A 10825-nucleotide genomic window follows, 5' to 3' on the forward strand; every position below is an offset into this window, starting at 1 on the left:
CGCGAGGAGGCGCCCCCGCCCGCCGCGGCCCGGCGTCACCGCTCCACCGCCCCTCGCCTGGGGGGTTCTGCCAGAACCAGGCACGCCGTACCTACGCACAACGGGGCACTGGTTACCGGCCGCCCACTGGCGCAGGCTCGACGGCATGACCACCCATACCTCTGTCGCCGCGTACGCCGCACCCGCCCCGAAGGCTCCGCTGGAGCGGACCACCATTCCGCGCCGCGAGCTGGGTGCCCACGACATCCTGATCGACATCAAGTACGCCGGTATCTGCCATTCCGACATCCACACCGTCCGCGCCGAGTGGGGCGACGGCGGCACCTTCCCGATCGTCCCCGGCCATGAGATCGCCGGTGTCGTCGCCGAGGTCGGCTCCGCGGTCACCCGCTACCGGACCGGCGACCGGGTCGGCGTCGGCTGCTTCGTCGACTCCTGCCGCGAGTGCGAGAACTGCAAGGCCGGTCTGGAGCAGTACTGCACCGGTGAGTCCGGGAACACCGGCACGTACAACGCCATCGGCCGGGACGGACAGCCCACATACGGCGGCTACTCCACCCACCTGGTGGTCGACGAGAACTACGCGCTGCGCATTCCCGAGAACATCCCGCTGGACGCGGCCGCCCCGCTGCTGTGCGCCGGCATCACCCTCTACTCCCCGCTCGCCCACTGGAAGGCCGGCCCCGGCAAAAAGGTCGCGGTCGTCGGCCTCGGTGGCCTCGGTCACATGGGTGTGAAGATCGCGCATGCGATGGGCGCGGAGGTCACCGTCCTGAGCCAGTCGCTGCGCAAGAAGGACGACGGTGTGCGGCTGGGCGCCGAGCACTACTACGCGACGTCCGACCCGGCCACCTTCGAGGCGCTGGCGGGCACCTTCGACCTGATCCTCAACACCGTCTCGGCCGACCTGGACATCAACGCCTACCTCGGTCTGCTGCGCACCGACGGCACCCTGGTGCAGGTGGGCGCGCCGGAGAAGCCGCTGGAGATCGCGCCGTTCGCGCTGATCCCCGGGCGGAAGTCGTTCTCCGGCTCGATGATCGGCGGCATCCCCGAGACCCAGGAGATGCTCGACTTCTGCGGTGAGCACGGCCTGGCCGCGGACATCGAGGTGATCAGCGCCGACCGGATCAACGAGGCGTACGAGCGGGTGCTGGCGAGCGACGTCCGCTACCGGTTCGTGATCGACACCGCCACGATCTGACGCCCCGGACACCCTGGACACCTGCGCCCGGGACGGCCTGGCACCGGCCGCCCCGGGCGCAGGTGTGCCGTGCCCCGGGCACCGAGGGCCGGCGCGGCAACGCCCCATGCAAAACTGCTGAGATGAGCGCCCGCCCTGCCCGCCGCAGCCCCGCCGGTACCCGCCGTACCGGCCGCAGTCGTACGGTCCTGCTCGCCGCGGTGGCCACCGTCGGCGCGTCCGTCCTGAGCGCCTGTGGCCCGGGAGGCTCCAGCGACGGATCCGGCAGTGGCTCCAGTAGTGGCGCCGGCTTTGTGCCGGGCAAGGACCGGATGGCCACCGTCCCCGCGGCCGACCGCAAGGCGGCGCCGGACCTCTCCGGCACCACCACCCGCGGCAAGCCCCTGGACATCGCCGACCACAAGGGCAAGGTCGTCGTCCTCAACGTCTGGAGCTCGACCTGCGGCCCGTGCATCGCGGAGGCGCCCGGCTTTGCCAAGGTGGCCAAGAGCACCAGGGGCCAGGGCGTGCGGTTCGTCGGCATCAACACCGAGGACACGGACACCGCGCAGGCCCTCGCCTTCGAGGAGCGGCACAAGGTGCCGTATCCGAGCTTGTCCGACCCCAGCGGCAAGCTTCTGCTGCGGTTTCCCAAGGGCACTCTCAACCCGCAGTTCATCCCCGCAACGATCGTTCTCGACAAGAAGGGGCGCCCCGCCGCCCGGGCGGTCGGGCCGGTCGACGAGGGCGCCCTGCGCGAAATGATCGATCCCCTGGTCAGAGAGAAGTGAGCGCGCTCACGGGGGAGTGGGCTGCCGCCGGCTCCCGCTCCTGAGCGCGCCGCATCCCCCGCGACGGCCACCAGGCCGCCCGGCCCAGCAGCGTCAGCGCGGCCGGCAGGATCAGCACCCGGATGACAAAGGCGTCCAGAAGGACGGCCACCGCGAGGCTGAAGCCGATCTGCTTCATCTCGGCGAGGTGGAGCAGCGTGAAACTGGCGAAGACCGTCACCATCACCACGGCGGCGCTGGTCACGACCTTGGCGGAGGTGACGGTGCCCTGCAGTACGGCCTCGCGGGTGGGTACGCCGTTCAGCGCGGCCTCGCGGATGCGGCTGACGACGAAGACCTGGTAGTCCATCGACAGCCCGAAGAGGATGACGAAGAGGAAGAGCGGCACCCGGGAACCGATGGCGCTGGTCGCCGCGGGGTCGAAGCCGAACAGGGTGCTGGCCAGGCCGTGTTGGAAGAAGACCACGACCAGGCCGAACGCGGCCGCCGCGGAGAGCAGGTTGAGGACGACGCCGATCAGTCCGAGGACCACGGAGCGGAACACCAGGGCGGTGAGGAGGAAGGTGAGCAGCAGCAGCATCCCCACGACCAGGGGGAGCTTCTCGTTCTGGTGGGCCAGATAGTCGGTGTCGTGCGGGACTTCGCCGGTGACGGCGAATTGGGCTCCGGCCACCGTGCCGACGGTGGACGGCAGATAGTCGTGGCGGAGACGGTCGAGCGAGGTGAGGGCCTCGGGCGAGCTGAGGGTGTGCGGCACCGCCAGGTAGATGGCGCTGGTGCGGCGGTCCGCCGAGACCCGTACGGTCGGCTTCACGTTCTTGGCGTAGAGCGGGTCCTGCTCGGTGCGCCGCTCCAACTGCCGTAGCGCGCCCGCCACTTGATCCGCCTTGTCGGCCGGGGCCTGGACGACGACCTGGTGCTCGATGCGCAGTTCGGGGTAGGCCGCCGTGAGCCGGTCGTACGCCTGGAGGGCGGGGATCTCGCGGGAGTGGCTGTCCTTGTTGAGGACCCGCAGCTCCATACCCAGGGCGGGTGCCGACAGGCCGAGCATGAGCAGGACCGATACACACAGGGTGATCAGCGGGTGCTTGCTCGCGGGGCGGAGCAGCGCGGTCCAGATGCGGCCCGCCTCGACGTCGCCCTTCGCGGGGCGCTGTCGGCGGCCCTTGGCCTCGCGGCGGGCGGCCCGGCGTTCGGCGCGCCGCGCGGTCTTGACCAGCAGGGCGGGCAGCGCGGTCAGCGAGCTGAGCACGGCGGCCAGGACAACGACGATGGTGCAGGTGGCCAGCGACGAGAAAATGACGTCGGTGGCCAGGTAGAGGGTGGCCGTGGAGACGACCACGGCGAAGCCGGAGACCACGATCGCCCGGCCGGAGGTGGCGGCGGCCAGTTCCACCAGCGCCTCGGGGCCGATCCGGCCGCCCGAGCGGGCCCGCTCCTCGCGTTCGCGCTTGAGGTAGAAGAGCGTGTAGTCGACGCCTACGGCCATGCCGATCAGGATGATGATGTTCATGCCCACGCCGACGTCCGGCACCACATGCGAGGCGATCATGGACAGGCCGACGGCGGCGGCGATGGAGGTCAGCGCGAGCAGCAGCGGGACCGCCACCATCACGGCCGATCCGAAGACGGCCAGGAGCGTGAGCAGCGTGATCGGCAGGGTGATCGCTTCGGAGAGCGCCAGGTCGTCGCCGCGCTGGGTGTCCACGCCGACGCTGATGGACGGGCTGCCGGTCTCCTCCATCCGTAGCGTGGGGTGACTGCGCTGCGCCGCCGCGGTCTGGACGGCGAGCGGCGCGACATGGTCGTCGGCGTCCGCGTCGGAGCCGTGCAGGGTCACCGCGACCCGCAGCGTGCCGCCGTCCGCACTGCGGACCGCGGGCGCGACCCGCTTGACCTCGGGCAGCTTGTGCATCCGGGCGGTGATGTCGCGTGCGGCCGCATCGGCGGCGGCCCGGTCCAGCGGGCCCGAGCGGGCGGAGATCAGCACCTGCTCGACCGGTTCGTGGTCCAGGTGCCCCTCGGCGGCCATCGTCTCGGCGCGGCCCGCCTCGCCGGTGCGGTGGTCGTCCACAGTGGCGCTGTGGGTGCCCATCGCGATCCCCACGCCCAGGGACAGCACCACGAACGCCAGCCAGACGGCCAGCCCGCGCCAGGGGTGCCGGGCACTCCAGGTCGCCATCCGTACGGTGATCGGCCGTTTGGCCCGCGGTTCGGCCGGCGGCCGCTGCACAGCCACGTTCACTTGGCCAGCTCCTTCGTCGTCACATCGCACCCCCCACCGGACGCACGACGCCATGGATACAGAAAGTTCCTTGCGCCTGACGCATGTAAGTCAGGACTTACATGTAAGTGGAGAATTACAGGTGTCTGCGGAGTCCGTCAACTGTAAAATCGGTGCGGGAGGGCGCGGGGACCTCGTTTTGACAGCCCGTCCCGGCGTGCGAAAACCTCCGCTGACAGGTGTCCGGAACGGCAAGAAGGTGGGCCATGAACAGCGAGGAGCTGCTGGCCCTGCTGTCCGCCGTGGGGCATGCGCAGCGGCTGCGGGTGATCGGCGAGTTGGCCGACGGGCGGCTGTACGTCAGCGAGCTGGCCCGTCGGCTCGAGATGTCCCGGCCGCTGCTCTATATGCATCTGGACCGGCTGGAGAAGGCCGGTCTGGTCGCGGGACGGCTGGAGCTGTCCGAGGACGGCAAGGCACTGAAGTACTTCGAGCTGGCACCGTTCGAGCTGAAGCTGAACGTGGCCACCGTCCTCGCCGCCCTCCAGGAGGACCGGTCAGGACCGGACGACCCGAACGACCTTAAGGGGACCCGTACATGAGCGGCAGCACCATCATCCCGATAGCCGTCCTCCTGATCATGTTCGCTGCGGTCGTGGCGATCGTGACCTCGTACTTCAAGCTCCAGCGGCATCGCGCGGACGCCGCGGCGCTGACGGAGTACCGCAAGCTCGCCGAGCAGGTCACCACCAACCAGCAGGCGATGAACGAGCGGCTGGCGGAGCTGAGCGACCGGGTCAAGGCCGTCGAGAAGCTGCTCCAGAGCGTCGGCTGAAACTTTTCCGCACGGATCGGCAACCCCCGCCTCCGCCGGACGTCGTCACGGGTGAGGGCGCCATCAGGCGCCGTCCCGTCGAAGAACGTGGAGCCCGACCGTGAAGTCCACCCGCACCCCTCGCAGTTACGCGCCCGGCGCCGCCCGCACCCGCCTGCGGGGTGTCTCCGCCGCCGGGCTGCTGGGCGCGCTCGCCCTCATCGCGCTGCCCGCGGCCACCACCGCCCACGCCGACTCCCCGGCGCCGCGGCCCACCGCCCCCTCCGCCACCCCGTCGCCCACCCCGGACGGCAGCACCGCCCGGCCCAGCGTCCCGCCCAGCCCCCGGCCGACCCAGGCCCACCCCACGCCGAGCCGGACCCACCCCGCGCCGACCACGGCGCCGTCCCGCCCCGGCCCCGCGCCGAGCCAGGCCCCGAAGCCCGGCGACGGCCCCAAGTCCGGTGCGGCACCGTCCCGTAGCGAGCTCGCGCACACCGGCGCCTCCCCCGCCACGACCTACGCGCTCGGCGGCGGCGCCGCGGCGCTGATCGCCGCGGGCGGCGGCGCGGTCCACGCGGCCCGCCGCCGGCGCTCCTGACACCGCCGATGGAGTACGCCGCCCCGCACAGCGCCCCGGTACGGTTCGCCGCACCGGGGCCGCGGCACGCCCTGTGGCGGTGGCTGCTGCGCACCGCCCGCCCGGCCACCGCCCGCCGCGCCACACCGCGCCCGGATGCCGCACATCCCGGGTGCGCACCCCAGGACCACCCGACGATCAGCGAGCTCTACCACGCGCACCGGCTGGCCATGGTCCGGCTGGCCGTCCTGCTCGTCGACGACCGGGCCACCGCCGAGGACGTCGTCCAGGACGCCTTCGCCGCCCTCTACAAACGCCACGGCGAACGGCTCGGCGAGGTCGACAACGCCCTCGCCTACCTGCGCACCGCCGTCGTCAACGCGGCCCGCTCGGTGCTGCGGCGGCGCCGCACGGCCCGCGACTACACACCCCCGTACGAGGCCGATGCCCCCTCCGCCGAGGAGCGCATCGTGCTGGACGAGGAACACCGCGAGGTGTTCGCCGCGCTCGGCCGGCTGACCGCGCGCCGCCGCGAGGTCCTCGTCCTGCGCTACTGGGGCGACCTGACGGAGGCTCAGATCGCGCAGACCCTCGGCATCAGCCGCGGCGCGGTGAAGTCCCTGGCCAGCCGCGCCCTGGACTCCCTGGAGAAGATCTTGGAGGCGCGGTCGTGAACGGCCCCGGCAGCGAGCACGGGCGTCCCGCCGAGGACCGGCTGCGGCGGGCCTTCGCGGCGCGCGCCGCGACCATCGGCGTACGGGACCTGCGGCCCGCCGAGCCACCGGGCCCCCCTCTGCGCCGCGGTCGGCTGCCCCTCGCCCGGCCCTGGCTGCGCCGCGTCGGACTGCCGCTGGCCGCGGCCGCCGCCGTAGCGCTCGGATACCTGGCCCTCAGCCCCGAGGACCGGCCGGCCCGGCCCGCCCCGGCCCCCGCGGCCCCGCCGACCCCCGTCACGCCGACGCCGTCGCCGACGCCGCCCCCGACGCCACTCCGCACACCGCCCCCCACCGGCTCCCCTTCCCCCTCCGCCACACCCACCCGCCCCGGGCCGTCCCGCTCGGCCGTCCCTCCGTCCCCGGGCGCCGACCACTCGACCGTCCCCTCCCCACGGTCGACGGAGCACCCGCGGTAGCAGCGCGTCGGCCGGCACCCCGGACGAACATGCGCCCGTACGGCCCGGTCCGTCGTACCCCGTTCGTGTCGATTTCCGGTTAGCCGAAGAACGGCCCAATGCAGGGCCGTCACCCATGATCACTCCTGTTTTGCGGCTATTGATCGCCTTTACGCCCCAGCAGCATGGCTGCGCCTGTGGCCGCTCGCCCGGTAGGCTTTCCGTGTGATCTTCAAGCGCATCGGAAATGGGCGGCCGTACCCCGACCACGGCCGGGAGAGCACCCGCCAGTGGGCGGACGTCGCCCCGCGCCCGGTACGCCTCGACCAGTTGGTGACGACCAAGCAGCAGCTCGACCTGGAGACGCTGCTCGCCGAGGACTCGACGTTCTACGGCGACCTCTTCGCGCATGTCGTGAAGTGGGAGGGCGACCTCTACCTGGAGGACGGGCTGCACCGGGCGGTGCGTGCCGCCCTTCAGCAGCGCCAGGTGCTGCACGCCCGGGTGCTCGAGCTGGACGGCAGCTCCGAAGCGGCCGAAGCGTACTGACACCGCCCGCCCTCGCACGAACAGGTGTGTCCGCATTGCCCTGTTCGGGTTGCCTCGTACACCAACGGCTGATCATTTAGTAGGCACGGAACGCGGCCCGCACTACGCTGCGGACATGAGCATGCTGACGCCCCCAGGCATGGGCGGTAAGAAGTACCGCATTACGGGCGACAGGTACCCGCGGATGCGCCGTCCCCGGCACCGTCGCCGGATCATCCTCACCCTTGTGGCCACAGCCTGTGTCCTAGGCCTGGCAGGCTGGGGATCCCTGCAGCTCATCGATGTCTTCGGGGGCAAGGGCAACACCGCCCAGGCCGCCCCGGGCAAGAAGAAATGCCCGCCCGACGCCGAGGCGGAGCGGGCCCGCGCCAAGGCGGCCGCCCGTAAGCCGCCGCCGTCGCCGGGCGCGCTAACCGTCAATGTCTTCAACGCCACCCCGCGCAGCGGACTCGCCAAGCGCACCGCCGACGAGCTCAAGAAGCGCGGCTTCAAGATCGGCAAGGTGGGTAACGCCCCGGCCGACTACGACAAGCAGGTCAAGGGCGCCGGGATAGTGCTGGGCCCCAAGGCCGCGGCGAACGGCCCGCTGAAGCTCCTCGCCACCCAGCTCACCGGCGCCGAGCAGAAGACCGACAACCGCAAGGGCACCGACATCGACCTGATCATCGGCAGCGCCTTCAAGGACCTGACCAAGGCGAAGGACGCCCAGAAGGCCGTGGCCCAGCTGGCGCAGGCGTCCAGGCCGCCCGCGCGCCCCGCCAAGTGCTGAGCTCCCCGGCACCACGCACTCGGGCCCCTCGCCGATCCACGGCGAGGGGCCCGAGTGGTGTTCAGGGGTGGACGGTCAGCCGGCCGTGCCGTACATCCGGTCGCCCGCGTCGCCCAGGCCCGGCACGATGTAGCGGTCGTCGTTGAGCCGCTCGTCGACCGCCGCGGTGACCACCGTCACCGGCGCGCCGGCCAGCTCCTTCTCCATGACCGCGACGCCCTCGGGCGCGGCCAGCAGACAGATCGCGGTGACATCGTCCGCACCGCGCTTGATCAGCTCGCGGATCGCCGCAACCAGCGTCCCGCCGGTGGCCAGCATCGGGTCGACGACGTACACCTGCCGCCCCGAGAGGTCATCGGGCATCCGCGTGGCATACGTATGCGCCTCGTACGTCTCCTCGTTGCGCACCATGCCCATGAAGCCGACCTCGGCGGTGGGCAGCAGCCGGACCATGCCGTCCAGCATGCCCAGACCGGCGCGCAGGATCGGTACGACCATGGGCCGCGGGTGCGACAGCCGTACGCCGGTGGTCGCCGTCACCGGGGTCTCGATGTCGACCTGCTCGGTGCGCACATCACGGGTGGCTTCGTAGGCGAGCAGGGTGACCAGCTCGTCGGCGAGCCGCCGGAAGGTGGGGGAGTCGGTGCGCTTGTCGCGCAGAGTGGTGAGTTTGTGCGCCACCAGCGGGTGGTCGACGACGTGGATCCGCATGCATCGACAGTAACCGAGCCACAGCCCTCCAGCGCCCACCGTGACGGCGCCCGGTGCCCGTCCCGAATCCGGCGCCGCGCTGGCGCCAAACCGCCCGAACGAGGGAAAGTAGGGCGTATCCGGAGATTATTTCTCCGGCATCGGCGGGAGCAGCCCATGTGCGAGGGGGTGGCAGCGTGCCCGACCGTCAGCAGGCCGACGACGCCGACGAGCCCGGCCGCGACCTCGAGAGTGAGGCGGCACGCCGGAGGCGCCGGGCGCAGTTTCTGCGCGAGCGGCACGACGCCAAGCAGTTGCGGGAGCGCGTCCAGCCGCGCCGCGCGCGAGCCGCACGGATGCGCCAGGCCATGCGAATGCGCGCGTTCCGCCGGTAGCCGTCCGCCCCGCGCGCCTGCCCGCACTGCGGCACGTGAGCGACATCTCTCAGAACGTCCGCACGACGCAGCGTCGAAGACCCCGCGCGGGCGCCATGTTTCTGCCACGATTCCGAAGGGGCGGGACCGGCGGCGCGGCAGCGTCGCCCCCGCCCGGCCCGGACGTTATGACAGGTGGGAGAGGCACGGTGTATTTCGCCGCACTGCTCGCGCGCACCGAAGACGGGTGGGAAGCGAGCGATACGGAGCTCGACGAAGTGGAGACCCTGGCCGATCTGGCCGATCTGGCCCGAGAAGCAGCGGTCGACGACGACACGGTGGTGGCCTTCATCGAACAGGAGGACGCCTGGTTCGGCGTCATCCGGGTGGACGGCGAGGACGACCCGCGGGTCTTCCTCTCCCACGCCGCCGCCGCCTCCAGGAGTTCGTACGGAGCGATGCTGACCGACGAGCTGCTGGGCCGCGACGACGATGAAGCGGACGACCTCGACAGCCTCAATCTGGACGGCACGGAGGACGGCGAACCGGAAACTGACGACAACCCTGAAGACAACGACACCATTGACCCGGTGAACGGCTCGGGGAGCCCCGCCATCCCGTACGGCCCGCTCGGTGACGCCGCGCTCCTGGCCGACCTCGGTATCGGCGAGAAGGAGCTGCTCTCCCTGAACGGCGACGCGCTCTCGGTCATCGCCGACTCCCTGGGCTGCAGCACCGACGTCCTGGAAAGCGTGCGCTGATCCCGGCCGGGCCCCTGCCGGGCCCGCCCCCTGGTCACGTCCCCGACACTGGGGACATGACCGTCCCTCCATCCGCCTCCCCCGCGCCCGACCCGCTGCGCGATCCCTGGATCGCCCCGATGCGGCGGGCGCTGGGCGAGGCCGCGCTCGCCCCCGGGACCGGAGACGTCCCGGTGGGCGCCGTGGTGCTGTCCGCCGACGGCACCGTCCTCGGCACCGGCCACAACGAACGCGAGGCCACCGGCGATCCGACCGCGCATGCGGAGGTCCTGGCGCTGCGGGCCGCGGCGCAGGCCGTCGGGAAGTGGCGCCTGACCGGGTGCACCCTCCTCGTCACGCTCGAACCCTGCACGATGTGCGCGGGCGCGATCGTCCTCTCCCGCGTCGACCGCGTCGTCTACGGCGCCCGCGACGCCAAGGCCGGCGCGGCCGGATCCCTCTGGGACGTCATCCGCGACCGCCGCCTGAACCACCGCCCCGAGGTCATCACCGGCGTGCTGGAGGCCGACTGCGCCGCTCTCCTCACCGCGTTCTTCCGCGACCGCTGACCGCCGGCCCGCCCCTCGGCCCGACCCCCGGCTTGGCCGCCACCCTTATTCGATTTCGGCCCACGGCACCCCTTGGGCTAAGCTCTCTCTCGGTAGCGTGTCCGAGCGGCCGAAGGAGCTCGCCTCGAAAGCGAGTGTGGCGCAAGTCACCGAGGGTTCAAATCCCTCCGCTACCGCTTCCGAACCGCCCCCGACCTGCACAGGTCGGGGGCGGTTCGCTTTTCCGCCGAGACTTCGGCCCGTCAGATCGGTGGGGCCGGCGGGGATTTCGGACGCGGTGACCGGGTCCGGACCGATCATCGCGCTGCGGTTCGGGTCCTGGGCCGCCATGCCTCACGGCGGCGCAGTGGCCGTCACCACGGCGCGGTGGGCGGGGTGCTGGTCACCAGCACCCCGCCCCCCCCGCACACCGCACCCACGACCCCCCCGGA

At 71.9% G+C, this 10825-nt stretch carries 14 protein-coding genes and 1 tRNA gene; 13 read left to right on the forward strand and 2 right to left on the reverse strand.

Translation table 11 applies throughout. The annotated features are described in order from the left end of the window. The first annotated feature begins 145 nt into the window (after window positions 1-145). Both AB0D04_RS40910 and AB0D04_RS40915 read left to right on the forward strand, forming a co-directional pair. Window positions 146-1204: an NAD(P)-dependent alcohol dehydrogenase gene (locus tag AB0D04_RS40910; RefSeq protein ID WP_362712486.1), complete on the forward strand. Its 1059-nt coding sequence runs from the start codon at window positions 146-148 to the stop codon at window positions 1202-1204. A gap of 122 nt (window positions 1205-1326) precedes the next feature. Then, window positions 1327-1974 carry a TlpA disulfide reductase family protein gene (locus tag AB0D04_RS40915; RefSeq protein WP_362712487.1) on the forward strand — a complete coding sequence of 216 codons (648 nt, stop codon included), beginning with the start codon at window positions 1327-1329 and terminating at the stop codon, window positions 1972-1974. Here the strand turns inward: AB0D04_RS40915 and AB0D04_RS40920 are convergent. Next, complete coding sequence (locus tag AB0D04_RS40920; RefSeq protein ID WP_362712499.1) at window positions 1961-4156, reverse strand: MMPL family transporter; 2196 nt, start codon at window positions 4154-4156, stop codon at window positions 1961-1963. The genes AB0D04_RS40915 and AB0D04_RS40920 overlap by 14 nt on opposite strands. Window positions 4157-4464: 308 nt before the next feature. Here AB0D04_RS40920 and AB0D04_RS40925 point away from each other — a divergent pair, with 308 nt between their 5' ends. From AB0D04_RS40925 to AB0D04_RS40955, 7 genes are all read left to right on the forward strand, one after another. Then, window positions 4465-4800 (forward strand): winged helix-turn-helix domain-containing protein, encoded by a 336-nt coding sequence (locus AB0D04_RS40925; RefSeq protein ID WP_362712488.1) that lies wholly within the window; start codon window positions 4465-4467, stop codon window positions 4798-4800. Then, on the forward strand, window positions 4797-5033 hold the full coding sequence (locus tag AB0D04_RS40930; protein WP_362712489.1) for a hypothetical protein: 237 nt from the start codon (window positions 4797-4799) through the stop codon (window positions 5031-5033). The genes AB0D04_RS40925 and AB0D04_RS40930 overlap by 4 nt, the downstream gene beginning before the upstream one ends. Window positions 5034-5133: 100 nt before the next feature. After that, window positions 5134-5613 (forward strand): LAETG motif-containing sortase-dependent surface protein, encoded by a 480-nt coding sequence (locus AB0D04_RS40935; protein ID WP_362712490.1) that lies wholly within the window; start codon window positions 5134-5136, stop codon window positions 5611-5613. Between the two features lie 8 nt (window positions 5614-5621). Next, window positions 5622-6266, forward strand: a complete 645-nt coding sequence (locus AB0D04_RS40940) for a sigma-70 family RNA polymerase sigma factor (RefSeq protein ID WP_362712491.1) — start codon at window positions 5622-5624, stop codon at window positions 6264-6266. Then, window positions 6263-6724, forward strand: a complete 462-nt coding sequence (locus AB0D04_RS40945; protein ID WP_362712492.1) for a hypothetical protein — start codon at window positions 6263-6265, stop codon at window positions 6722-6724. The genes AB0D04_RS40940 and AB0D04_RS40945 overlap by 4 nt, the downstream gene beginning before the upstream one ends. 204 nt (window positions 6725-6928) lie before the next feature. Beyond that, window positions 6929-7252 carry a type II toxin-antitoxin system VapB family antitoxin gene (locus AB0D04_RS40950; RefSeq protein ID WP_362712493.1) on the forward strand — a complete coding sequence of 108 codons (324 nt, stop codon included), beginning with the start codon at window positions 6929-6931 and terminating at the stop codon, window positions 7250-7252. A 115-nt stretch (window positions 7253-7367) separates the two neighbouring features. Continuing rightward, entirely contained in the window at window positions 7368-8021 is a 654-nt protein-coding gene (locus AB0D04_RS40955) for a LytR C-terminal domain-containing protein (protein ID WP_362712494.1), read from the forward strand. A gap of 75 nt (window positions 8022-8096) precedes the next feature. Here the strand turns inward: AB0D04_RS40955 and upp are convergent, their stop codons facing one another. Then, window positions 8097-8732, reverse strand: coding sequence for a uracil phosphoribosyltransferase (gene upp / locus AB0D04_RS40960; RefSeq protein WP_362712495.1), 636 nt, complete (start codon window positions 8730-8732; stop codon window positions 8097-8099). Window positions 8733-8908: 176 nt separating this feature from the next. Here upp and AB0D04_RS40965 point away from each other — a divergent pair, with 176 nt between their 5' ends. The 4 genes from AB0D04_RS40965 (at window position 8909) to AB0D04_RS40980 (ending at window position 10570) form a co-directional block, all read left to right on the forward strand. Next, window positions 8909-9106, forward strand: coding sequence for a hypothetical protein (locus AB0D04_RS40965; protein ID WP_362712496.1), 198 nt, complete (start codon window positions 8909-8911; stop codon window positions 9104-9106). Between the two features lie 188 nt (window positions 9107-9294). Continuing rightward, window positions 9295-9846 carry a hypothetical protein gene (locus tag AB0D04_RS40970; RefSeq protein ID WP_362712497.1) on the forward strand — a complete coding sequence of 184 codons (552 nt, stop codon included), beginning with the start codon at window positions 9295-9297 and terminating at the stop codon, window positions 9844-9846. A gap of 56 nt (window positions 9847-9902) precedes the next feature. Beyond that, window positions 9903-10394 carry a tRNA adenosine(34) deaminase TadA gene (gene tadA, locus AB0D04_RS40975; RefSeq protein ID WP_362712498.1) on the forward strand — a complete coding sequence of 164 codons (492 nt, stop codon included), beginning with the start codon at window positions 9903-9905 and terminating at the stop codon, window positions 10392-10394. A gap of 91 nt (window positions 10395-10485) precedes the next feature. After that, a tRNA-Ser gene (locus AB0D04_RS40980) sits at window positions 10486-10570 on the forward strand. Window positions 10571-10825: the final 255 nt, after the last annotated feature.

Origin of the sequence: Streptomyces sp. NPDC048483 (assembly GCF_040651455.1) — a bacterium.
Taxonomy (GTDB): domain Bacteria; phylum Actinomycetota; class Actinomycetes; order Streptomycetales; family Streptomycetaceae; genus Streptomyces.